The 22424-nt window shown below is 71.7% G+C and carries 22 protein-coding genes; 19 read left to right on the top strand and 3 right to left on the bottom strand.

All coding sequences use genetic code 11. The features are described 5' to 3' along the window. Positions 1-194: 194 nt before the first annotated feature. From CUC05_RS22555 to CUC05_RS22510, 10 genes are all read left to right on the top strand, one after another. Entirely contained in the window at positions 195-485 is a 291-nt protein-coding gene (locus CUC05_RS22555) for a hypothetical protein (RefSeq protein ID WP_157965900.1), read from the top strand. A 76-nt stretch (positions 486-561) separates the two neighbouring features. Next, entirely contained in the window at positions 562-2508 is a 1947-nt protein-coding gene (locus CUC05_RS22550) for an LVIVD repeat-containing protein (RefSeq protein WP_108668400.1), read from the top strand. A gap of 14 nt (positions 2509-2522) precedes the next feature. Continuing rightward, positions 2523-3272, top strand: a complete 750-nt coding sequence (locus tag CUC05_RS22545) for a DUF305 domain-containing protein (RefSeq protein WP_240606313.1) — start codon at positions 2523-2525, stop codon at positions 3270-3272. Between the two features lie 309 nt (positions 3273-3581). Next, entirely contained in the window at positions 3582-4091 is a 510-nt protein-coding gene (locus CUC05_RS22540; protein ID WP_157965898.1) for a hypothetical protein, read from the top strand. Between the two features lie 390 nt (positions 4092-4481). After that, positions 4482-5126 carry an AAA family ATPase gene (locus CUC05_RS22535; protein WP_108668397.1) on the top strand — a complete coding sequence of 215 codons (645 nt, stop codon included), beginning with the start codon at positions 4482-4484 and terminating at the stop codon, positions 5124-5126. After that, positions 5119-6498 carry an allantoinase AllB gene (gene allB, locus CUC05_RS22530; RefSeq protein WP_205712498.1) on the top strand — a complete coding sequence of 460 codons (1380 nt, stop codon included), beginning with the start codon at positions 5119-5121 and terminating at the stop codon, positions 6496-6498. Before CUC05_RS22535 ends, allB begins: the two co-directional genes overlap by 8 nt. Next, the gene (gene alc, locus CUC05_RS22525; protein WP_108668395.1) at positions 6498-8018 is read left to right on the top strand and encodes an allantoicase; all 1521 of its coding nucleotides are present in this window, start codon (positions 6498-6500) and stop codon (positions 8016-8018) included. Before allB ends, alc begins: the two co-directional genes overlap by 1 nt. Further along, a complete protein-coding gene (gene uraH / locus CUC05_RS22520; RefSeq protein ID WP_108668394.1) occupies positions 8015-8344 on the top strand; it encodes a hydroxyisourate hydrolase in 330 nt (109 codons plus the stop codon). The genes alc and uraH overlap by 4 nt, the downstream gene beginning before the upstream one ends. Positions 8345-8352: 8 nt before the next feature. Continuing rightward, positions 8353-9234, top strand: coding sequence for a factor-independent urate hydroxylase (pucL, locus tag CUC05_RS22515; protein ID WP_108668393.1), 882 nt, complete (start codon positions 8353-8355; stop codon positions 9232-9234). After that, positions 9222-10421, top strand: coding sequence for a DUF6986 family protein (locus CUC05_RS22510; protein ID WP_108668392.1), 1200 nt, complete (start codon positions 9222-9224; stop codon positions 10419-10421). The genes pucL and CUC05_RS22510 overlap by 13 nt, the downstream gene beginning before the upstream one ends. Positions 10422-10443: 22 nt before the next feature. On the opposite strand, the gene CUC05_RS22505 is transcribed toward CUC05_RS22510, so the two are convergent. Next, positions 10444-11295, bottom strand: coding sequence for a sirohydrochlorin chelatase (locus CUC05_RS22505; protein WP_170128090.1), 852 nt, complete (start codon positions 11293-11295; stop codon positions 10444-10446). Between the two features lie 103 nt (positions 11296-11398). Between CUC05_RS22505 and CUC05_RS22500 the strand changes: the two genes are divergently transcribed. From CUC05_RS22500 to CUC05_RS22475, 6 genes are all read left to right on the top strand, one after another. Next, positions 11399-13246 (top strand): AMP-dependent synthetase/ligase, encoded by a 1848-nt coding sequence (locus tag CUC05_RS22500; protein ID WP_170128089.1) that lies wholly within the window; start codon positions 11399-11401, stop codon positions 13244-13246. Positions 13247-13304: 58 nt separating this feature from the next. Next, positions 13305-13796: a sigma-70 family RNA polymerase sigma factor gene (locus CUC05_RS22495; protein WP_157965897.1), complete on the top strand. Its 492-nt coding sequence runs from the start codon at positions 13305-13307 to the stop codon at positions 13794-13796. Next, positions 13789-14937: a hypothetical protein gene (locus CUC05_RS24980; protein WP_157965896.1), complete on the top strand. Its 1149-nt coding sequence runs from the start codon at positions 13789-13791 to the stop codon at positions 14935-14937. Before CUC05_RS22495 ends, CUC05_RS24980 begins: the two co-directional genes overlap by 8 nt. After that, positions 14934-15959 (top strand): ABC transporter ATP-binding protein, encoded by a 1026-nt coding sequence (locus CUC05_RS22485; RefSeq protein ID WP_205712497.1) that lies wholly within the window; start codon positions 14934-14936, stop codon positions 15957-15959. The genes CUC05_RS24980 and CUC05_RS22485 overlap by 4 nt, the downstream gene beginning before the upstream one ends. Further along, complete coding sequence (locus CUC05_RS22480; RefSeq protein WP_108668388.1) at positions 15956-16789, top strand: hypothetical protein; 834 nt, start codon at positions 15956-15958, stop codon at positions 16787-16789. The genes CUC05_RS22485 and CUC05_RS22480 overlap by 4 nt, the downstream gene beginning before the upstream one ends. A gap of 113 nt (positions 16790-16902) precedes the next feature. Then, positions 16903-17547, top strand: coding sequence for a mycothiol-dependent nitroreductase Rv2466c family protein (locus tag CUC05_RS22475; protein ID WP_108668387.1), 645 nt, complete (start codon positions 16903-16905; stop codon positions 17545-17547). On the opposite strand, the gene CUC05_RS22470 is transcribed toward CUC05_RS22475, so the two are convergent. Beyond that, entirely contained in the window at positions 17527-17919 is a 393-nt protein-coding gene (locus CUC05_RS22470; protein WP_157965895.1) for a hypothetical protein, read from the bottom strand. The two genes, CUC05_RS22475 and CUC05_RS22470, sit on opposite strands and share 21 nt — an antisense overlap. A 136-nt stretch (positions 17920-18055) precedes the next feature. Then, the gene (locus CUC05_RS22465; RefSeq protein ID WP_108668385.1) at positions 18056-18409 is read right to left on the bottom strand and encodes a hypothetical protein; all 354 of its coding nucleotides are present in this window, start codon (positions 18407-18409) and stop codon (positions 18056-18058) included. Between the two features lie 314 nt (positions 18410-18723). Between CUC05_RS22465 and pdhA the strand changes: the two genes are divergently transcribed. From pdhA to CUC05_RS22450, 3 genes are read left to right on the top strand one after another with little or no spacing between them, the layout of a single operon-like run. Further along, on the top strand, positions 18724-19869 hold the full coding sequence (gene pdhA, locus CUC05_RS22460) for a pyruvate dehydrogenase (acetyl-transferring) E1 component subunit alpha (protein WP_157965894.1): 1146 nt from the start codon (positions 18724-18726) through the stop codon (positions 19867-19869). A 3-nt stretch (positions 19870-19872) separates the two neighbouring features. Continuing rightward, positions 19873-20844 carry an alpha-ketoacid dehydrogenase subunit beta gene (locus CUC05_RS22455; protein WP_108668383.1) on the top strand — a complete coding sequence of 324 codons (972 nt, stop codon included), beginning with the start codon at positions 19873-19875 and terminating at the stop codon, positions 20842-20844. A 44-nt stretch (positions 20845-20888) separates the two neighbouring features. Further along, the gene (locus CUC05_RS22450) at positions 20889-22424 is read left to right on the top strand and encodes a dihydrolipoamide acetyltransferase family protein (RefSeq protein ID WP_108668382.1); all 1536 of its coding nucleotides are present in this window, start codon (positions 20889-20891) and stop codon (positions 22422-22424) included.

Genomic DNA, 22424 nt, shown 5'->3' with positions numbered 1-22424 from the left:
CACCACCAAAAGTGTTGCCGGCGCTCCGGCGGGTCGCGCGGTACCGCAAGGCCCGCTCGGCCGCATACCAGAAATCGGGGATTGTCACCGAACGTTCGTTGGCGCAGTGTCCCGCCGTCATCTCCCGCCGGACATGACACCAGTCGCCCCGGAGTCCCGCCGGGTTCCGGGTGACCCGAAGGAATTTCCCGCCGATGTTCCAGCCTCCAGGGCGTGCCGCCGCATGCCCGCAGGGCCGGCGCCCTCGCCCCGCGCCACCTCGCTTCGCCACGTTCGTCGTGGCGCTGATGCTCGTCGCCCCGCCGATCACGAGCGAGGCCGCCCCGCGGCCCGACGGGGACGGACGAGCACGGGCCCTCGACGTGGTCCACCTCGACGCGCCCTGGTGCTGGCTCCCGGGTCGCAGTCCGGATCGTGCGCTGCCGGAGCTCGGCGGCGCTTGGCTCGACCCCGTGGAGGACGACGAGCCGTCAAGTCGTGGGTGACACCCACCCGCACCGCCGCATCCGCGGCAATCCCGCCACCGGGCAACCCCCGGACGTACAGAAAGAGCACGCCGAAATGCACCCATCGACCCCCGAGACCACGACCATCCGGCCCCCGGGCCGGCTGGTCGTCCTCGCGTTGTCCGTGCTGCTCGTGCTGGGACTCGCCGTCCCAGCCGCCGCACTTCCGACCTCCGGTGAGGACCTTCCCGCCGACGACGGCGACGGCCAGCCACTCGACGAGTCCCATGGCATGGAGTCCATCGGGGCTGAGGAGGCCGCGCTCGCACCCGAGTACCCGACCACCGACGACCCCCGCGTCGGCCTGGCTCCCGGCGCCGGCAACACCGCGGGCGAGGCTGCCCTGAACATGCAGCGGCTCGCGAGCATGCCGCTGGCGCCCGGGGCGAGCACCAACTCCGACCTGGCGTTCTTCGAGCGCGACGGTCGGCGCTATGCGGTGTCCGGCAACTACAACGGCTTCAACCTGTACGACGTGACCGACCCGGCCGCACCGGCCCTCACGACGTCCGTCATCTGCCCCGGCAGCCAGAACGACGTCTCGGTCCACGGCAACCTGCTGTTCATGTCGGTGGAGTCCACCGCCGCCAAGATCGACTGCACCACCGGCGGTGCGACCGCAGCCAACCGCTTCCGCGGCATCCGTATCTGGGACATCTCCGACCTGGCGGCGCCCGTGCAGCTGCCCGGCGTGCAGACCTGCCGCGGGTCCCACACCCACACCATCGTCACCAAGCCCGGCGTCGAGGACACGCTGTGGATCTACGTGTCCATGACATCAAGCGTCCGCGCCGCGACTGAGCTGGCGGGCTGCTCCAGTGCCAGCTCGTTGGTCGACCCCAACACGTCCAACTTCTCGATCACCGTGATCGAGGTGCCGTTGGCCGCGCCGGAGACCGCAGCGATCGTCAACCGCAACGCCCGCATCATGAGCACCTGCGGCGACAACAGCTGCGAGGCCGACCACGCCAACGGGTCCCTCAACGGGCTGGCGTTCCCCAACCCCCAGCCCAACTACCCGGAGGGGTCGGGCCGTGAGCCGGGCGGTCAGAGCGCCTCGCAGACGTCGGCCTGCCACGACATCACCGCCTACCCCGCGATCGGCCTTGCGGCCGGTGCCTGCCAGGGCGACGGCCTGCTGCTGGACATCACCGACCCGCCGAACCCTCGCCGGATCGCCCACGTCCGTGACTACAACTTCGCCTACTGGCACTCCGCGACGTTCAACAACGACGGCACCAAGGTCGTCTTCACCGACGAGTGGGGCGGTGGATCCGGCGCCCGGTGCCGGGCGACCGACCCGCTGAGCTGGGGCGCCAACGCCGTCTTCGACATCGTCCAGACCCCCAACGGCCCGACGATGGAGTGGCGCAGCTACTTCAAGCTGCCGATGGTCCAGACCAACCAGGAGAACTGCGTCGCCCACAACGGCTCGCTCGTGCCGGTGCCCGGCCGCGACATCATGGTCCAGGCCTGGTACCAGGGTGGGACGACCGTGTTCGACTTCACCGACTCCGCCAACCCGGTGGAGATCGCCTACTTCGACCGTGGCCCCGTCAACCCGACTGCGTTGGTCACGGGCGGGTTCTGGTCCTCCTACTGGTGGAACGGCACCATCATCGGCAACGAGATCGCTCGAGGTGTCGACACCTTCGCGTTGACCCCGAGCGCAGCCCTGTCGCAGCTGGAGCTGGACGCCGCCCGGCAGGTCGTGACCACGACCACCAACGTGCAGCACCAGCAGCCGATCGTCTGGCCGACCACGTACCTGACCGTCCGCGCGTGGCACTCCGCCGCCGACCGGGCTGGGGTGCTGGCACCGAACGTCTCGGCGAACGTCAAGAAGTTCGTCGACCGCGCCGAGGCCGCGGTTTCCCCCCCGTCCCGCAACAACGCGGCAGCGCAGCTGCGTGCCGTCAGCAACCAGGTGAGCGGTTCGTCGTCCCAGGAGGTCGGTCTGCGCAACGCCCTGCTGGCGTTGGCCGACGTGGTGGCGAGGTAGGCGGCTTGGCCACCATGCATCACACCGGAGGGGGCGGGCACCAGCCCGCCCCCTCCGGGGCCACCACCTCCGTCGTTCGTTCGCGCCTGATGGCGCTCGCGATCCTGGCGTTGGCTGTCCTTGCCAGCGGATGCACCGCGGGGGAGGAGGCTGCCGCCGAACCCACCCCGGACGGACCCGTCGTGGTCCAGGCCGGCGCCCCCGGCGAGGCGCCTGTTCGGATCACCGCCGAGGACGCCGACGCCATCGAACCGCCACCGCACACCCCGGCGGACGTGGCGTTCGTCACCGGCATGCTGCACCACCACGCCCAGGCGCTGGACATGACCGCGCTTGTGGCGGACCGGACGTCGCTTGAGTCCCTCGCGTCCTTCGCCGAGCGGATGGACACCTCCCAGTACGACGAGATCGACCTGATGATCAGCTGGCTCGAGGCCCGGGGCGAACCCGTCCCCGACGTGGGGCCGGGGTCAGCGCACGCGAGGGGTGATCACGGCGAGCACCTCATGCCGGGGATGCTGACCGCCGAGCAGATGGACCGCCTCGCCGATGCTGACGGTACGGACTTCGACCTGCTGTTCCTCGACGCCATGACCTTCCACCACGAGGGGGCGCTGCTGATGGTGGAGGACCTGTACGCGCTCGAGGACGGCAGCGGCCAGGACAACGACCTGTTCACCATGGCCAGCCACATCGACGCCGACCAGCGCATCGAGATCGACCGCATGGTCGAGTTGCGCGAGGAGGTGGTCGCGGCCGGCTGACGTCCCCGGCGGCGTGGGTTCGGTCGCACCTCGTGGCGACAGGCGTGGTGTGGGCTGTTCGGCGCCGGTCGTCGGTGGGGTGGGTTCGGTCGCACCTCGTGGCGACAGGCGTGGTGTGGTCTGCCCGGCGCCGGTCGTCGGTGGGGTGGGTTCGGTCGCACCTCGTGGCGACAGGCGTGGTGTGGACTGTCCGGCCCGGTCGAGGGCGGCGTGGGTTCGGTCGCACCTCGTGACGACAGCCGCGGGTTCTCCACAGGCGACCCCAAATCCAGCCGACGCTGAAGACGTCGCCTGTCGACCATGTTGGGTATGGCTTCTCGTACCCCGCCGCCGCGGCCATCCGACCTCCTTCTCGGACCCATCAGGGATCCGGACGACCGGATCGTCGAGGCCGCTCGTTCGCGCGCTGTGGCTCGTGCGACACGGCCGGATGCTGCCGACAGTGTCCCGCCCTGCGCCTGCGGATCCGGGCTCACCGACCCGATCCCCATCTCGGGCCTCCGCCTGCGCGAGCTGCTCGTCCTGATCCTGCTGGAGTCGGGTGGTCCGTGGTCCTGCGCCGAGCTGGCCGCGGCGGTGGAAGGGGAGGGATTCCATATCGCTGGCCGCGCAGGCAAGGTCGTGTCGGACCAGATGCGATACGAGGTGGCCCGCGGGCGTGCCCGACGCATCAGCCGCGACCGGTACATGGTCGGCACGGTGACGAAGCAGGCGAAGTCCCGGATGAAGGGCCGCATTCGGGCGCTGCGGGTGACGGCTCGGATCGCCGGTGCGCGCTGCGATGCCTGTGACTTCGACTGCCGGTCCCGCGGAGCCTGAACGCCGCCGCTCGGCGTTTTGTTGGGGCTGCGGAGGGCGGACGGACGCGGGCGCTGGCTCTGCCGCGAGAGTTTCCTGCGGCCGGCCTGGCGCGGGGTGCGCTTCGGTCGGCTGTTTCTGCGTGGTGCGGCTCGGGACTGCGGGGGGCGCTGCGTGGTTCGACCTGGTGTCGCTGCAAGGTGCGACCGGGTGTCCCTGGCGGGGTGCGACCGGGCCGCTGGGGTTGTGGGGTGAGGTGGGGCCGGCTTCCTTGCGAGGCGCGACTGGGTCGGGGAGTCGTGGGGCGCGGTCAGGTCTGGTGTCGCTGTGAGGTGCGACCAGCCCCAGCCGTGGGCGTGGCCGGGCAGGGCTGTTGACTCGCCGGGACACACACGCGAGGTTGCGTGCCTGATGCCAGAGCTCGAGGCACCCGAGGCCCACCACGCGAACGTGCAGTCGGTCGCCGCCCAGCGGCCGGACGTCGTGTGGATCAACGGGACGTTCGGGGCCGGCAAGAGCTCGGTCGTCGCCGAGCTGGTCGCCCTGGACCCGTCCCTGGTGGCGGTGGACCCGGAGGAGGTCGGGTACCTCCTGCGTGACGTGCTCCCTGTACCGACCGACGACTTCCGTGACCTGCCGGCGTGGCGCCGGCTGGTCGCCGCCACGATCGTCGAGGTGCTGCACGCCCGGCGCGGCGACGACACCCCGGTGAACACCGTTGTCGTCGGCATGACCCTCGACGACCCGGTGCACCGTGGCGAGGTGTTCGGTGGCCTCGCTGCCGCGGGGACCCAGGTCGCAGAGGTTGTCCTGACGGCCGCGAAGGACCTCATCGCCGACCGCATTCGAGCCCAGGTCCTGCACCCGGAGGACCCCGCCCGCGACGAGGCATCACGACGATGGCGCCTGGCCCGCCTGGAGCAGACGACTCACCGGCTCGAGCAGCTCCCGGGTGAGGTCCCACGCATCGACACCGGCGCCATGACCGCCGCCGCCGCGGCACGCCGAGTCCATGCCGAGACAACCTCGTCGCACAGGTGCAGTCCACGTGCCTGAGCCCGCGAGCGACCTCGTGCTCCGTGCGCGGCAGGTCGTGACCCCCGAGGGGATCCGGCCGGCGGCGGTCCACGTCGGCGACGGACGGATCCTGGCCATCACGGGCCTCGACGCGATGTCGGACACATCCCCGCACCCCGGTCAGGACCTTCCCGAGGTCGTCGAGCTCGACGACCACCTGGTCCTCCTCCCCGGGCTGGTCGACAGCCACGTGCACGTCAACGAACCCGGGCGGACACGCTGGGAGGGGTTCTTCACCGCCACGAGGGCCGCAGCCGCCGGGGGCATCACGACGATCGTCGACATGCCCCTGAACTGCATCCCGCCGACGACCGACGTCGCGGCGCTCCGGGCCAAACGGGACGCCGCCGAGGGCCAGCTCCACGTCGATGTCGCGGTGTGGGGCGGTGCCGTACCCGGCAACGAGGACGACCTGCCCGCCCTCCACGCGGCCGGCGTCCGCGGGTTCAAGGCCTTCCTCTGCGACTCCGGCGTACCCGAGTACGGCTGCGTGCACCCCACCGACGTCGCCCCGTTGCTGCAGCGCATCGCCGAGCTCGGCTCGACGCTGATCGTGCACGCCGAGGACCCCGACATCTGCGCCGACGCCTCGGCCACCCTCGACCTGCGCAACCCCCGCAGCCACGACTCGTGGCTCGACAGCCGACCCCCCGAGGCCGAGGTGGCCGCGGTCCGAGCGCTCGTGGCCGCCGCACGAGAGACCGGCGGACGGGTCCACGTCCTGCACCTGTCGGCTGCCGACGCCGGCGAGGTGATCGCCGACGCCAGGGCCGAGGGGTTGGCGATCACCGTCGAGACCTGCCCCCACTACCTCACCATCCACGCCGAGGACATCCCCGACGGGGCGACCGAGTTCAAGTGCGCGCCGCCGATCCGCGGCCGGGCCAACGCCGACCGGCTGTGGGACCTCCTCGCCGACGGGATCATCGATGCGGTCGTCAGCGATCACTCGCCGTGTCCGCCGGAGGACAAGGCCCCCGACACCGGCGACTTCATGGCCGCGTGGGGCGGCATCGCGTCGCTCCAGATCGGGCTGCCGCTCGTGTGGACCGCCGCCAGGGACCGGGGCCACGACCTGACCGACGTCGTGCGATGGATGGCGGCGGCTCCGGCCCGCATCGCAGGGCTGCGGGACCGCGGTGGCATCGCCGTCGGCGCCCGGGCAGACCTGGTCGCGTTCGACCCCGATGCGGAGTGGACCGTCGAGGGCACCGCGCTGGAACACCGCCATCCCGTGACGCCGCACCAGGGACGTGTCGTCGCCGGCGCGGTCGACACGACGTGGCTGGCCGGCGTGCCCATCTTCCGGGACGGCACACACCTCGGCCCGCCGCGAGGGAGGATGCGCTGATGCACGACCCCTCGACGGACCCCAGCGGACGGGCCCCCACCGGTGTGGTCGACCTGGCGGCTCGCCGGCTCGGCGGGATGGTGCTGGACGCCAACGACGAGTTCTTCGCCGCGAAGGAGAACCTGCTCGACCCACTCCCACCGGCCTTCGACCCGCTGGCCTACGGCGACCGCGGCAAGGTCATGGACGGGTGGGAGACCCGGCGACGCCGCGACCCGGCGGACGCTCCCGGCCACGACTGGTGCGTTGTCCGCCTCGGCGTCACCGGGGTCATCGAGGCCGTCGTCGTCGACACCACCCACTTCCGCGGCAACTACCCGGCCGCGTTCGAGCTGTGGGGCACGCTCAGCCCCGACGGCCCCCCGGCCGAGGACGCCACCTGGGCCCCGCTCCGGCCCCGCACCGACCTGCGCGGCGACGCGGCCCAGCGGTTCGACGTCGACACCCACCTCCGCGTCAGCCACGTCCGGTTCGTCATCCATCCCGACGGCGGCGTGGCCAGGCTGCGACTGCTGGGCCGCCCCCTGGTGGACCTGCGGCGCGCGGCCGACCACAGCGGCCGGCTGGACCTCGCCGCCATCATCAACGGTGGACGCGCGGTCGGGTGCTCCGACGCGTTCTTCTCCGCACCCACCAACCTGCTGATGGTCGGCGACGGCCGCGACATGGGCGACGGGTGGGAGACCACACGCCGGCGCGGGCCGGGCCACGACTTCGCGATCATCGAGCTCGCCACGACCGGCCGCGTCGAGCGGATCGAGCTGGACACCACCAACTTCAAGGGCAACCACCCCGACCGCTGTGACGTCCTCGCCATCGACGCTCCCGATGCCGACCCCGACGACCTCCCGACCGACGGCTGGACCCCGCTGGTCCTCGACCACCCGATGCAGCCCCACGCCCGCCACGTCATCGACGTGGAGGAACCGGCGATCGCCACCCACCTCCAGCTGCGGATCCACCCCGACGGCGGTGTGGCAAGGCTCCGGGCCCGGGGCTTCGTCACCGAGGAGGGGTGGCAGCGCAACACCGTCGCGCTGCTCGACGCGGCCGGCGACGACCGCGCCCGCGAGATGTTGCTTGCCTGCTGCGGCTCCACGTCCTGGGTCGACGCGATGCTCGCCCGGCGGCCGTTCGTCCGGCCGGGCCGGCTGCTCGGCGCCGCCGACGAATGCTGGACCGACGTCGGCCCCGACGACGTGCTCGAGGCCCTGGCCGCCCACCCTCGCATCGGCGAACGGTCCGCCTCGCGCTGGTCGACCCGCGAGCAGGCCGACGTGCAGGCGGGCGAGCAGGCCATCCTCGACCGCATCGCCGAGGGCAACCGGCTGTACGAGGAGCGGTTCGGCCACGTCTTCCTCATCCGTGCCGCGGGCCGATCGGCGGAGGAGATCCTCGACGCGCTGGAGGAACGCCTCGACCACCCGCACCAAGCCGAGATCGCCGTGGCCGCAGAGGAACAACGCCAGATCACCGCCCTGCGGCTGCAGGCCCTGCTGCGAGAGGGAGTCCCCGGATGAGCCTGTCCACCCACGTCCTCGACACCGCCCGGGGCACGCCCGCGGCCGGCGTGGACGTCCTCGCCGAACGGGCCCACGACGACGGCTGGGTCACGGTCGGCCGTGGCACCACCGACGGCGACGGCCGCGTCGGCGAGCTGGCCGACGCGCTGGTCCCCGGCACCCACCGCGTGACCTTCGCCGTGTCCACATGGTTCGCCGACCGCAACACCGAGACGTTCTGGGACGACATCACCATCACCTTCGTCGTGACCGACGCCGACCAGCACCACCACGTTCCACTGCTGCTCAGCCCCTACGGCTACAGCACCTACCGAGGAAGCTGAGGGTCGCCATGTCCTCCCCGCCGATGGGTCCCAACCGCTACGGCAAGTCGGGCATCCGCCTGGCCGTCGTCGACCGGTCGCGTCCCACCCACGCGTTCACCGACCTCGAGGTGGAGGTGCGGCTGCACGGCGACTTCGACGCCGCCCACGTCGACGGCGACAACAGCGCGGTGCTGCCGACCGACACGATGCGCGGCACCTGCTTCGCCCTGGCCCGCGACGGCATCGACAGCGTCGTCGGCTACGGCGTCCGGCTCGTCGATCGGTTCCTCGACGCCTCGCCCGGCGTCGACCGGGCCGTCGTCACCCTCACCCAGTACCCGTGGCAGGCCGTCACCGTCGACGGCGAAGCGCACGAGCACACCTTCCGCCCGGCCGCCGGTGGTCGCCCGACATGGACGGTCTCCCGGGCTCGCAACGCATCCCCGACGGTCACCGGCGGGATCCTCGGTGCCCGCGTGCTGAAGACCACGGGCAGCGCGTTCAGCGGCTTCCTCTGCGACGAGTACACGACGCTGCCCGAGACCCGCGACCGGGTGATGGCCACCACCGTCGACGCCCGGTGGGGGACGACCGGTCCCGACGCCGACCACTCGGGCATGGCCACCGACGTGCCCGCCACGATCCTCGCCGCGTTCGCCAGCCACGACGCCAGCGAGTCGGTGCAGCACACCCTCCACGTCATGGGCACCGCCGTGCTCGACGCCCACCCCGACATCACCTGGATCCGGTTCCTGCTGCCCAACGAGCACCACATCCTGTCCGACCTGTCGCCCTACGGGCTGGACAACCCCGGCCTCGTGTACCTGGTGGCCGACCGGCCCTTCGGCGTGATCGAGGGTGCGGTGGCGCGCGACGGCGTCACCCCGGAGGTGCCGTGGGACGGCTGACCCCGGCGGCCACCCGCAGCCTGCTCGACGGGGTCGCCGAGGCCGACGCGGCGTACCGGCGGGACTGGCCCGGCCGCCCGACGTCCCGGCAGCCGGCCCAGGTCCTCTACGTGCCGGCCCACCGCCTGCCCAAGGACCCGGTGGCCGCCCTCGGCGGCGAGGCCCGCCGGCTGCTGGCCAGCCATGCGCCCGACGGCGTGGCGCTGGCCAGCGCCGTGGACCTCCGGCCATCCCTCGCCGACCGGGTGCACGAGCGGGTTCGCCACAAGCTCGACCGCGAACCCATCGAGGACCTCCGCGTGGACTTCGAGGACGGCTACGTCGGCCACGACGAGGGGGAGGAGGGGGCCGACGCCGTCCGGACCGGCCGGCTCGTGGGGCGCATGGTGGCCGAGGACCGCTGCACGCCGTTCGTCGGCCTGCGGGTCAAGTCCTTCACCGACGGCCTGGCCGCCCGGAGCGTCGCGACGCTCGACGCGTTCCTCGAGGCGATGCTCGACGAGGCCGGACGGCTGCCCGACGGCTTCGTCGTCACGTTCCCCAAGATCGTCGCGGTGCCGCACGTGGCGGCGTTCGTCGACGTGCTGGCTGCGCTCGAACGGGCGCACGGGCTGGCCGACGGGACCCTCCGGTTCGAGGCGCAGGTCGAGACGACCGCGTCGGTCCTTGGCCCCGACGGGCGCGTCGCGCTCCGCGACATCCGCGACGCGGGTGCCGGCCGGCTGCGGGCCGTGCACTTCGGCGTGTTCGACTACACCGCGGCGCTGGGCGTGCCGGCCGAGCAGCAGCGCCTCGACCACCCGGGGTGCGACTTCGCGCGCCACCTGATGCAGGTGACGTTCGCCAGGACCGAGGTGCGCCTGAGCGACGGTACCACCAACGTTGCCCCGGCTGACGACAGCACCCCTGCGGTCCACGCCACCTGGCGCACCCACGCCGCCCATGTCCGGCACTCCCTCCTCCACGGGTTCGAGCAGGGATGGGACCTGCACCCATCGCACCTCGTCAGCCGCTGGGCCACGGTCTTCGGCCACCTGCTCGACGGCATCGACGACGTGCTCGCGCGGCTCGACGCGTGGGAGGCGGGGCGCAGCGGTGGCGCCGTCATGGACGAACCCGCCACGGTGGCCGTCCTGCGACGGCGGGTCGACCGGGCCGTCGAATGCGGCGCCCTCGACCCCGCGTGACGGCCCGTGCGGCTGCGACGGCTCAGGTGACGGGGGCGACACCGCCGGCCGAGGGCGCGCCGACGCGGTTCTCCTTGCCGGGGAACGGGACCCGGTAGACACAGGTGTCGCAGTTGGCGCGGATGTCACCCTCCAGCGCCTCGCGGTAGCGGCCGACGAGGGCGTCGGCGACACGCGGGTCGGGGCCGAACCGGCCGGCCCGACCGATCTCCAGGCCCGTCTCCTCCGCGACGGTGTCCACGGCATCCCAGACCCGCGCCTCCAGCAGCCCGGCCAGCAACGACCAGGAGAAGACGACGGCACGGGTGGCCCCGGCGCGGTGGACCCGGCGGAGCACGTCGTCGGTCCGCGGCCACGTCACCCCGGCCACGGAGTGCTCGACCCACCGGTGGCCCGACCCCTCGGCCAGCATCCGGGCGGCCTTGGCCAGCTCGCCGTTGGCGTCGGGGTCGCTGGACCCCGAGGCGGCCACGACCAGCACCTCCTCCTCCCGGCCCTCCTTCGGGCTGACGGCGTCGATCCGATCCCAGCCGAGGGTCAGCAGGTCGTGGTGCACGCCCAGCACCCGACCGTGGCTGATCGCCACGTCGGGGAACGCCTCGTGGATCTCGGCCAGCTGCTCGGGCACGTCGGTCTTGGCGTGGTAGGCCGCGAAGTTCAGCATCGGCAGCGTCACGATCCGCGACACGCCCGCCTCGACCAGCGGCCGCGCGCCCTCCACCCCCTGCGGGTCGGAGAAGTCCTCCAGCCACGCGTTGCCGACGGGGCCGTCCACCCGCTGCTGGACGAGCTCGACCAGCTCGGCCATCTCCTCCGCCCCCCTCGGGTCGCGGGTTCCGTGGGCGATCAGCAGCAGTCCGGGCGCAGAAGTCATGGGGACCAGACTGCCCTGTCTCGGGCGGTTGCAGTCCACTAGGATCACCCCGACGGGCGGGGACCGGCCCGACGAGCCGACCACAGGAAGGGCGAACGACCACATGACCGACGAGGTGCTCCAGGAGCGCAACCAGATCCTCGAGGCGATCGAGGGACAGACGTTGTGCACGCTGTTCCAGTCCACCGTGTCGACCTACGGCAGCCGTGATGCGCTCGGCCGGCGACTGGAGGACGGCAGCTGGACCTGGCAGACGTGGCGGGAGTACGGCGAGGACGCCAAGCGCTTCGCCATGGCCCTGCTGAAGCGCGGCCTGGGCAAGGGCGACTTCGTGGCCATCATGGTCAACAACCGTCCCGAGCACGTCATCGCCGACACCGGGTCGTTCCACGCCGCCGCCACCGGCGTCAGCGTCTACAACACCCTCGCGGAGGAGCAGATCGCCTACGTGGCGGGCAACTGCGGCGCGAAGGTCGCGGTCCTCAACGACGCCGAGGCCCACGCACGCTGGGCGGCCGTCCGCGACGAGCTGCCCGACCTGGCCACGATCGTCATGGTCGAGGGCGCCGAGGACGTCGACGACGACCGGGTGGTCAGCTGGTCGGACTTCCTTGCCGAGGGGCAGGCCCACCTCGACGAGGTCGGCGAGGACGTGTTCACCGCCGCGTGGAAGTCCGTCGAACCCGACGACATCGCCACGCTGATCTACACCTCCGGAACCACCGGCCCGCCCAAGGGCGTCGTCGAGACCCACCGCGGCGTCCTCTACATCATGGAGGCCGCACGGGGGATCTTCGAGCTGCCGATGAACCCCAACACGCTGTCCTACCTGCCGCTCGCCCACGTCGCCGAGCGCACGTTCAGCCACTGGCAGGGCATCAAGTACGCCGCCAAGGTGCACTTCTGCGAGGACTACACCCAGATCGCGGAGTACCTGCCCGTCGCCAAGCCCACGGCGTTCCTGGCCGTCCCACGGGTCTGGGAGAAGATGCGCGCGGCCCTGCTGACGCGCATCGACGAGGCCGAGGGGCCCAAGGCCAAGCTGGGCCAGCAGGCGTTCTCGATCCTCCCGCAGCTCGGCGCGATGGCGTTCTCCGGTCGCAAGCCGTCGGTGCTGCTGCAGGGACAGGCCGCGCTGTTCGAGAAGCTCGTCTACAGCAAGGTCCGCGAGGCGCTCGGCCTGGACGACACGCTGATCGCCCTGACCGGTGCGGCGCCCATGCCCGACGACCTGCTGATGTTCTTCCGTGGGCTCGGCATCGAGATCCTCAACGTCTACGGCATGACCGAGACGACGGCGGTCACCAACGCCAACCGTCCCGGCCGCGTGCGGCTCGGCACCGTCGGCGAGCGAGTCCCGGGCATCGAGGTCGCCATCGCCAGCGACGGCGAGATCATCGCCCGCGGGCCGACCATGACGCCGGAGTACTACCGCCGGCCCGAGGCCACCGAGGAGCTCTACGACGCCGACGGCTGGCTGCACACCGGTGACCTCGGCAAGATCGACGACGACGGCTACCTGGCGATCGTCGGTCGCAAGAAGGAGATCATCGTCACCTCCTCGGGCAAGAACATCTCGCCCCACGAGATCGAGACGGCGCTGAAGCAGCACCCGTTGATCGGGCAGGTCATGGCCATCGGCGACGACCGCAACTACATCTCCGCGCTGCTCGTCCTGGATCCCGAGGCCGCCGAGTCGTGGGCCGCCAAGCACAACATCCCGTTCGGCTCGATGGCGGAGTTCTCCCAGCGCGAGGAGGTGCTGGCCGAGGTCGGTGCGGCGGTCGACGCGGCCAACGCCAGGCTGGCGCGGGTCGAGCAGGTCAAGCGGTGGGAGCTGCTGCCCACCGACTGGACCGTGGAGTCCGGCGAGCTGACCCCGTCGCTGAAGCTCAAGCGCCACGTGGTGTCCACCAAGTACGCCGACGTGATCGACGGCATCTACGACTGAGCCGGATGGTTTCGTCGGGGGGTGTCACATCTCGCCCGCCGGCGGTGTTGGAAGGGGTGTGACGGACTCGCCCTTCGCCGACCACTACCCACGGTTGACCGCCCTGGCTGCCAGGGTGGTCGACCAGCGCGCGACCGCCGAGGAGGTGGCCGCCGATGCGCTGGCCCGCCTGGACGGATCGTCGGTGGAGGGTCGGCCCGAGGACGAGGTCGCTGCCTGGCTCAACCGGGTGACGATCAACCTGGCCCTCAACCGGGTGCGTGCGGCCAAGCGGCACGACGCCCGGGTGGCCGCGCACGGACAGGCTGTCGGGCCCGACCGGCCGGAGACGCCGGAGGACGTCGTCACCCGTGACGACGAACGACGTCGTGTCCGCGCCGTGCTGGCCGGGCTGCCCGAACGGCAGGCCGTCGCGCTGCTGCTGCGCCATTCCGGCCACAGCTACGCCGAGATCGCCGCCGCGCTGGGCGTGGCAGCCGGATCGGTCGGGGTGCTGCTCGCCAGGGGCGAGCGGGCGTTCCGACGTGACTGGGAGACCGACGATGACTGAGCCCACCCCCACCGACCTGCTGGCGTGCCCCGGTTCCGGCCGCCTGCGCACCCACCTGGACCACCCCGACGCGACGGTCGAGGCCCACCTCGACGGCTGCGAGGGGTGCCGGGACACGATCCTCACCATCGCCGACGACGCCGGCACCGTCCGCCGCCTGCTCACCGTCCTCGACGACGCACCCGCCGCCGCGGCCGTCGACGTGATCACCGACCCGGCCACCGAGCCCGCGCCCGGTCGGCCGTCCCGCACCCCGGTCGACGCGATCGGGGCCTCCGTCGCGCCGGGACGAGGCAGGCCCCGATCGCGCCCGTCATCGCGCCGTCCATCGGGGCGCACGCGGCCCCGTCGGGTGGTCCTGGCCGTCGCGGGTGGGCTGCTGACGGTCGCCCTGGCCGTCACGCCCCTCGGCTCCGGCGCCCTCGCCCAGTTCCTCGACACCTTCCGCAGCGAGCGGGTCCAGGTCATCGAGGTCGACGTGGCCGCGCTGCAGGACCTCGACGCCCTCGACGACATCGCCACCGTCGAGCTGACCGGCGACGGCGCCCTGCACGACGGGCCGACCGAGGTGGCCGACCCCGCCGCCGCGCTGGCGATCGCCGGTGTGGCTGCGCCCGACCTGCCCGAGGGGGCTGCCGGCCCGGACGCCGCGATCACCTACCTCGCCATCGCCCCCTCCCACGCCGTCGTGACCCTCCTCGCCACCGCCGACAACGGGGTGCCAGCCGACCTGGACGGCGCCGTGCTCGACGTCACCGTGCCCGGCGGTGCCGCCACCGTGCTGACCGCCGCCAGCGGCATGCCCGACCTCGTGCTCGGGACGGCCGGTGCCATCGAGGCCACCGCCCAGGGCGCCCCGCTCGCCGACATCCGTGACTTCCTGCTGTCCCGCGAGGAGCTGCCCGAGTCGCTGCGCACCCAGCTGGCCGGCATCGAGGACTGGCAGCACACCCTCCCGCTGCCCGTGCCCGCCGGCGGCGTCGGCTGGGAAACACTCACCGTGGCCGGCAACGACGGCCTGGCCTTCGGTGACGACAGCGGCCTGGGCGCGGCCATCGTGTGGCAGGCCGACGGCCTGATCCACGGCATCGCCGGAACCCGTCCGCTGGACGAGCTGCAGGACCTGGCCGAGCGCACGTGAGCCGGGCCACCCCCGCCCCCGGCGACACCCCCGCTCCCGGCGACACCCCTGCTCCCGGCGACACCCCCGTGGCCGGCGCCCCCGTCCCGACCCCGGCCGCGGCGCCCCCGGTCCTGCTCGCCCGGGGCCTCGTCAAGGCCTTCGGAGGACGGACCGCCGTCGACGGGCTGGACCTGGAGATCCGGCCCGGCGAGGCCGTGGGGCTGCTGGGCCCCAACGGGGCCGGCAAGACCACGACCGTCAAGATGTTGCTCGGACTGACCCGGCCCGACGCCGGACGCGCCGAGCTGTTCGGTCGTGACGCCGCCGACCCGGCCGCGCGCAGACGCGTCGGCTACCTGCCCGAGACCTTCGCCCAGCCCGAGTGGGCCACCGGCGACCGGGTGCTTCGCCAGCACGCCGGGCTCGTGCGGGTCCCACGCGAACAGGTCGCCCGGGCCGCGGCCGACGCCCTGCGCCACGTCGGCCTGGCCGGCCGCGGGGACGAGCGGGTGGGCGGCTACTCCAAGGGCATGCGCCAACGGCTCGGCCTCGCGGCAGCCCTGCTCGGCGAGCCCGACCTGGTCATCCTCGACGAGCCCACCTCCGCGCTGGACCCCGTCGGGCGACGCGAGGTCCGCGACATCGTGCTCGGGCTGCGTGCCCGGGGCGCTGCGGTGCTGCTGAACTCCCACCTCCTCGGCGAGGTCGAGCAGGTCTGCGACCGGGTCGTCGTGATGGACCGCGGTCGGGTGCTCGCCGACCGGGCCGTCGCCGACCTGCCCTCCGGCGGCGAGGTCCGCCTCGTCCTCGATCGCGTCGACGCCCGCCTGACCGCGGTGGTCGAGGGGTTCGGCACGATCGTGCATGCCGACGACCGGGCGATCCTCGTCGGCCTGGACGACCGCGACGCCGGCCCCGAGCTGGTCACCGCCGTCGTCGCCGCGGGCGGCCGCATCCGCGCCGTCGTCCCCCTGCAGTCCAGCCTGGAGGAGGTCTTCCTGCAGCTGGTCGACCACCCGGGAGAGGAGGCACGGTCGTGATCGTGTTCCGCGCGGCCCTGCAGGAGGCCCTCAACCGGCGGATCCTCGGCATCGGGGCTGCCGTCAGCGTCGCCTTCGTGGGGCTGTTCTGGTTCGGGTTCTCCACCGCGTTCAGCCGAGTCGCCGCCGACACCGGCGACGAGCTCGCCACGATCGCCGCCACCACCGTCATGACCGTCCTCGGCCTGTACGCCGTGCAGTTCCTCGCGGCGTTCCTCGCGATCCTGCTGGCCGCCGGGTCGATCGCGGGCGAGCTGGAGTCCGGCCGGGCCCTGCAGGTCCTGGCCCGGCCGATCCCACGTTGGTCCTGGCTGCTGCAGCGCACGGCGGCCTTCGGTGGCCTGTCGGTCGGCTACGTGGTGATCATGACCGCCGGGGTGCTCGGCGTGGCCGGCGGGGTCGGGGGGTACGGCGCCCTCTCGCCGGTGCGGGGAATGGCGCTGATGTCGCTGGAGGTCCTCGTCCTCGTCGCCCTCGCCGTGGCGCTGTCCACCCGCCTGGGCACCGTCGCCACCGGGGTGGTCGTCGTCGCCCTGTACGGGCTTGCCTGGCTGGCGGGGATCATGGAGTTCGTCGGCCGGATCGTGGACAACCCCGCGGTCGAACGCATCGGTGTGGCCGTCAGCCTCCTGATGCCCAGCGACGCCCTGTGGCGGGGCGCATCGTTCCACCTGCAGTCCCCGGCCTTCCTGCTGTCGCCCGACGGCGACGTGGGCATCCCGTTCGCTGCGGTCGACCCGCCGAGCGTGATGCTCATCGCCTGGTCGCTGCTGTACGCCACCGTGCTGATGGTCCTCGCCGTCAGGTCCCTGCGTCGCCGGGACCTCTGACCACGCCGGGATCGCCACGCGCAGGAAGGATCGCAGCGAACCACGCGTTCACGGGCAGTATCGGTACGAATCCAAACTGATTCGAGACGTCGAACGACGAGCAGGAGACACCCGTGAACGTCAGGTTCTACTTCGATCCGCTGTGCCCGTGGTGCTGGGTCACCGCCCAATGGCTGCACGACGAGGTCGCCCCCCACCGCGACATCGACATCGACTGGCGCCCCATCAGCCTCAAGGTCCGCAACGAGGGCAAGGAGCTCGACGAGGGCTACAGGAAGTACCTGCCGGCCATGGAACGGTCCTTCAAGCTCCTGCGCGTGGTGGAGGCGGTCCGGGCCGACGGACGCCGGGACCTGGTCCACGACCTGTACGTGGAGTTCGGGCGCCACATCCACCACGACACCGACGGCATGGACTTCGACGTCTCCCGAGCCCTGGAGAAGGCCGGCCTCGACGTCGGCTACGCCGCCGCCTACGACGACGAGGTCTGGGACGACGCGGTGCGTGCGTCCACCAAGGAGGCCGAGGACGTCGCCGGTGACGACGTCGGCACCCCGATCATCGCCTACGAGGTCGAGGGAGAGGACGGCACGCGGGAGTGGAAGGGCTACTTCGGCCCGGTCATCCCCGAGGTCATCCGGGGACAGGCAGCCCTCGACCTGTGGGACGGCCTCGCCGCGCTCATCCGCACCGACGGCTTCTACGAGCTGAAGCGCACCCGAACCAAGGACGTGGACCTAACGACCGTCCGCATCTGAGTCCTCGCCCGGGACCTCCCAACCCATCCGGGCTCGCAGGAGGTCCCGCTGGGCAGCCTCCAGGGCCGCGCTGTGCCCCTCGAGGTCGGCCTCCAGCACCTCGATCGCGCGACGCTGCTCCTCCATGCGGCGCACGGCGGACTGCAGCGCGGCCCTGCTCGCATGCAGCTGGGTCCGCAGGTCCACGATCGTGTCGTCCTCGTGCCGCGTCTCCACCGGGGGGCGCGGGTCCATGACCGGACGGGCCGGTGGCAGATCCGCCGACGGCGGGGGCGGGTCTGCCGAGTCCGGCGCGTACCGTCCGATCGCGTAGCCGATCACCAGTCCGGCGCTGAAGAGCAGCAGCGCGAGCACGGCCGTCTGACCGGTCAACCAGGGCACCTCGGGGTCCTTTCGGGAGAGCGTTGTCACCCGTGTGACCCCGGTGCGCGCCGGAGGTTGCGAACTAGTTCGGCATTGTCACCCCGACCTACGTGTTCGGGCGCAGGTCGGCCGTGCCGATGTGCGCCTAGAAGCGGCCCTTGACCTTGTTCGTGCGCTCCACCCGGGCCTCCGGCTGCAGGATGTGCAGCTCGCACTCGGCGAGGACCTCGTCGCCGCCGGCGTCCTCGTTGAACGCCCGGTCGCGGTTGTCGACGCTGACGACGACCCGCTCGCCCTCCGCCGGACCGACCCCGACGGTGTGGATCTTCAGCACGTTGTCGCGTCCGCGGATGCCGGCGTCGGCACCCATGAAGCGGATGACGGCCTCCCACCGGTGGTCGTCGTCACCACGGTCCCAGTCGATCTCGAGCTCCACGGTGAGGACCGCCTCGGCGCCCTCACCCTCTGCCCGCAGCGTTGCCTTGTCGATTCGTGCCATGGCGGCATTCGACCAGACGGCCACGACGTCGTGGTGGTGGCTCGACGGTCGGTGATGAAACGTCAGCCGCAAGCCGCCGGAATGTGACGGATCGACACTCCTGACCGGGCATCGTCGTGCGCAACGGACGAGTCGTCGCGCAGACCCTTGTCGGGATGGCGAGGTGTTCGCTACCGTCGCGTCACCGGGTCGTCACGACCCGACCCCCGAGTCACCGCCGCGGCCCCGTGCCCCACCCGGTCGCACAGCCCCGCGGGGACTCTGCCAGACTGCTCCAGCGGCGATCCCGTGCCGAGCCTTGGAGGGCCACCACGATGACTGACGGCAACGTTGCCGACAAGCCCAGCGGCGGGCTGACGCCCGACCCGAGCACCCTGCTCCCACCCGACGAACCGGTCCAGATCCTGGACGACGACGGCAACATCAACGCCGTCGACGGCTACCCGATCGACGACCTGGGCGACGAGGACTTCCGCGCCCTGTACCGCCACATGGTCGTCGCCCGACGCATCGACAAGCAGGCCATCAACCTGCAGCGGCAGGGCCAGCTGGGCGTCTACGCCTCGTTGCTCGGACAGGAAGCCGCGCAGATCGGCGGCGCCTACGCGCTGGCCCCGCAGGACTGGGTGTTCCCGTCCTACCGCGAGATGGGCACCGCGCTCGTGCGTGGCGTCAACCCCGGTCAGATGCTGCACCAGTGGCGCGGCACATGGCTGAGCGGCTACGACCCCTACGAGTTCCGCTTCGGCCTGCTGTCCATCCCGATCGGCACGCAGGCGCTGCACGGTGCGGGCTTCGCGATGGCCGCGAAGTTCGACGGGACCGACACCGTCGTCATGGCCTACTTCGGCGACGGCGCCACGAGCGAGGGCGACCCCCACGAGGGCATGAACTTCGCCGCGGTCTTCGAGGCCCCCGTCGTCTTCTTCGTCCAGAACAACCAGTACGCCATCTCCACGCCGCTCAGCGAGCAGACCAAGGCGCCGACGATCGCCCACAAGGCCGTCGGGTACGGCATGCCGGGCCTCCGCTGCGACGGCAACGACGTGCTGGCCAGCTACGCGGTCACCAAGCAGGCCGTCGAGCGTGCCCGCAGCGGGGGAGGGCCCTCGCTGATCGAGGCCGTCACCTACCGCATGGAAGCCCACACCACCGCCGACGACCCGACGCGGTACCGCTCGGGCGAGGAGATGGAGGAGTGGCAGCGGCGCGACCCGATCGCCCGCTTCGAGACGTTCATGAAGGCCAACGGGCTGCTGGACGACACCATCAAGACCGAGATCGACAACGAGGTCGAGAAGCTGGCGCGGATCATGCGCGAGGAGATCTACGAGGCGCCCCACGGCGACCCGATGGAGCTGTTCGAGCACGTCTTCGTCGACCCCGGCACGATGTTCGACGAGCAGCGCGACATGCTGCGACGCGAGCTCGCGGCGCAGGCCGCGGAAGAGGAGCAGTAAGCGATGGCGATCACCATGGCGCAGGCGCTGAACCAGGCCCTGCACGACGCGTTCGAGGCCGACGAGAAGGTCGTGCTGTTCGGCGAGGACGTCGGCACCCTCGGCGGGGTGTTCCGCATCTCCGACAAGCTGCAGGAGCGGTTCGGCGACAAGCGCTGCTTCGACACGCCGCTGGCCGAGTCGGGCATCGCGGGCACCGCGGTCGGCATGGCCATCTACGGCTACCGGCCGATCATCGAGATGCAGTTCGACGGGTTCACCTACCCGGCGTTCGAGCAGATCGTGTCCCACATCGCCAAGATGCGGAACCGGTCGCGCGGCACCGTGAAGATGCCGATCACCGTGCGCATTCCCTTCGGCGGTGGCATCGGCGCGGTCGAGCACCACTCGGAGTCCCCCGAGGCCTACTTCGCCCACACCGCGGGGCTGAAGGTCGTCTCGCCGGGTACGCCGTCGGACGCCTACAGCCTGCTGACGGAGTCGATCTTCTCCGACGACCCGGTCATCTTCTTCGAGCCGAAGCGTCGGTACTGGCTGAAGGAGGAGGCGTCGCTGCCGGTGCGGACCGAGCCGATCGGCAAGTGCGTCGTCCGCCGCGAGGGCACCACCGCCACGCTGGCTGCCTACGGGCCGATGGTGAAGACCTGCATGGAGACCGCCGAGGCCGCCGAGGCCGAGGGCTGGGACCTCGAGGTCATCGACATCCGCTCGCTGACCCCCTTCGACCACCAGACGATCGTGGAGTCGGTGGAGAAGACCGGCCGCCTGGTCGTCGTGCACGAGGCGTCCACCTCCGTCGGCTTCGGCGCCGAGGTCGCGGCCCGCGTGCAGGAGAAGGCCTTCTACCACCTGGAGGCGCCGGTCATGCGCGTCGGCGGCTTCGACGTGCCCTACCCCGCAGCCATGCTGGAGGAGTTCTTCCTCCCCGACGTCGACCGCATCCTGGATGCCGTCGGCCGCACGCTGGACTACTGAGCGCCTGACTACCCGAGCCATCCGCTCGACCTGGAGAGAACGCAATGAGCACCAAGGACTTCCTGCTGCCCGACCTCGGAGAGGGGCTGACCGAGGGCGAGGTCGTGTCGTGGCTCGTCGCCGTCGGTGACGTCGTCGAGGTCGACCAGTACGTCGCCGAGATCGAGACCGCCAAGGCCGTCGTCGAGGTCCCCTCGCCGTTCGGCGGCACCATCGTGACGCTGCACGGCGAACCCGGTGACGAGATCGCCGTCGGCTCGCCGCTGATCACGATCGACATCGGTGGCGACGACGCGTCCGGTTCCTCGGCTCCGGTCGAGGACGACACCGCTGCGGTCACCGACGAGGGCGACAGCGGCTCCGGTTCGGGTTCCGACGAGGGCGAGTCGGGCAGCGTGCTGGTCGGCTACGGCACCTCCGGCGGCAAGGGTTCGCGCCGTCGTCGTGTCGGCGCGTCCACCTCCTCCTCCGGTGCGGCTGCCCAGGCGGCGCCGCAGAAGGTCGAGCGCGAGGGTCGGCCGATGGCCAAGCCCCCTGTGCGCAAGCTGGCCAAGGACCTCGGCGTCGACCTCGACTACGTCGCCGGCACCGGCCCCGACGGCATCATCACCCGGGCGGACGTCGAGGCTGCGGCGAACGGCGCGACCTCGCAGGCGTCGGGTGTCCTCGTCACCGACGACGAGGGCCACACCCTCCCCTCCGCACCGCCCAACACGCCCGTTCGCGAGGAAGAGGACTACGACACTGCCGACCTGCGGTCGGACGCCAAGCGCCTCGCCCCCGCCGGCGAGCAGCCGCTCGTCGCCTCCTCCAACGGCTCGATCGCGCCAGTCGCACCGCAGGTGCGCGATGTGATCGCGATTCCGCCGGCGCCGGAAGGGGCGATGGCACAGGAGCGCGTCAAGCTGTCGCAGCTGCGCAAGGCCGTGTCCGCACAGATGACCCGCTCGCGTGGCGAGATCCCCGAGGCCGTCACCTGGGTCGAGGCCGACGCCACCCCGCTGTGGGAGTTCCGCGCCGAGCTGAACGCCTCGCAGTCGGAGGTCAAGGTCAGCCCGACCGCCATCATCATGCGGATGGCCATCGCCGCCCTGCGGAAGTTCCCGACCGTCAACGCGTCGCTGGACACCGCGGCGGAGGAGATGGTGCTGCACCGCCACGTCAACCTCGGCTTCGCCGCCCAGACCGACCGTGGCCTGGTCGTCCCCGTCATCAAGAACGCCCAGGACATGAACATCATCGACCTGGCGAAGACGCTCAACGAGATGGCCGACAAGGCCCGCGCCGGCAAGCTGACCCCCAGCGACATGAGCGGTGGCACGTTCACCATCTCCAACTACGGCGCGTTCGGCGTCGACGGTGGCGACATGGTGATCAACCACCCGGAAGCCGCGATCCTCGGCACCGGCCGGATCGCCGACAAGCCGTGGGTCGTCGACGGCGAGCTGGCGGTCCGCAAGACCATCACCTACTCCATCGCCTTCGACCACCGGATCATCGACGGTGGCGAGGGTGCCGGCTTCATCCGCTACCTCGCCGACATGACCGAGAATCCCACCCTCCTCACCGCGGCGCTGTGA

Source organism: Euzebya rosea (assembly GCF_003073135.1).
In the GTDB taxonomy this organism is placed as follows: domain Bacteria; phylum Actinomycetota; class Nitriliruptoria; order Euzebyales; family Euzebyaceae; genus Euzebya; species Euzebya rosea.
Note: the sequence above shows the minus strand (reverse complement) of the source record. Positions and strands in the feature narration are given on the sequence as shown.

Excerpts from the sequence above, each read along its gene's own strand:
- CUC05_RS22555 (WP_157965900.1), top strand. The coding sequence starts at position 195 with ATGTTCCAGCCTCCAGGGCGTGCCGCCGCATGCCCGCAGGGCCGGCGC.
- CUC05_RS22550 (WP_108668400.1), top strand. The coding sequence starts at position 562 with ATGCACCCATCGACCCCCGAGACCACGACCATCCGGCCCCCGGGCCGG.
- CUC05_RS22545 (WP_240606313.1), top strand. The coding sequence starts at position 2,523 with ATGCATCACACCGGAGGGGGCGGGCACCAGCCCGCCCCCTCCGGGGCC.
- CUC05_RS22540 (WP_157965898.1), top strand. The coding sequence starts at position 3,582 with ATGGCTTCTCGTACCCCGCCGCCGCGGCCATCCGACCTCCTTCTCGGA.
- CUC05_RS22535 (WP_108668397.1), top strand. The coding sequence starts at position 4,482 with ATGCCAGAGCTCGAGGCACCCGAGGCCCACCACGCGAACGTGCAGTCG.
- alc (WP_108668395.1), top strand. The coding sequence starts at position 6,498 with ATGCACGACCCCTCGACGGACCCCAGCGGACGGGCCCCCACCGGTGTG.
- uraH (WP_108668394.1), top strand. The coding sequence starts at position 8,015 with ATGAGCCTGTCCACCCACGTCCTCGACACCGCCCGGGGCACGCCCGCG.
- pucL (WP_108668393.1), top strand. The coding sequence starts at position 8,353 with ATGTCCTCCCCGCCGATGGGTCCCAACCGCTACGGCAAGTCGGGCATC.
- CUC05_RS22505 (WP_170128090.1), bottom strand. The coding sequence starts at position 11,295 with ATGACTTCTGCGCCCGGACTGCTGCTGATCGCCCACGGAACCCGCGAC.
- CUC05_RS22500 (WP_170128089.1), top strand. The coding sequence starts at position 11,399 with ATGACCGACGAGGTGCTCCAGGAGCGCAACCAGATCCTCGAGGCGATC.
- CUC05_RS24980 (WP_157965896.1), top strand. The coding sequence starts at position 13,789 with ATGACTGAGCCCACCCCCACCGACCTGCTGGCGTGCCCCGGTTCCGGC.
- CUC05_RS22465 (WP_108668385.1), bottom strand. The coding sequence starts at position 18,409 with ATGGCACGAATCGACAAGGCAACGCTGCGGGCAGAGGGTGAGGGCGCC.
- pdhA (WP_157965894.1), top strand. The coding sequence starts at position 18,724 with ATGACTGACGGCAACGTTGCCGACAAGCCCAGCGGCGGGCTGACGCCC.
- CUC05_RS22455 (WP_108668383.1), top strand. The coding sequence starts at position 19,873 with ATGGCGATCACCATGGCGCAGGCGCTGAACCAGGCCCTGCACGACGCG.
- CUC05_RS22450 (WP_108668382.1), top strand. The coding sequence starts at position 20,889 with ATGAGCACCAAGGACTTCCTGCTGCCCGACCTCGGAGAGGGGCTGACC.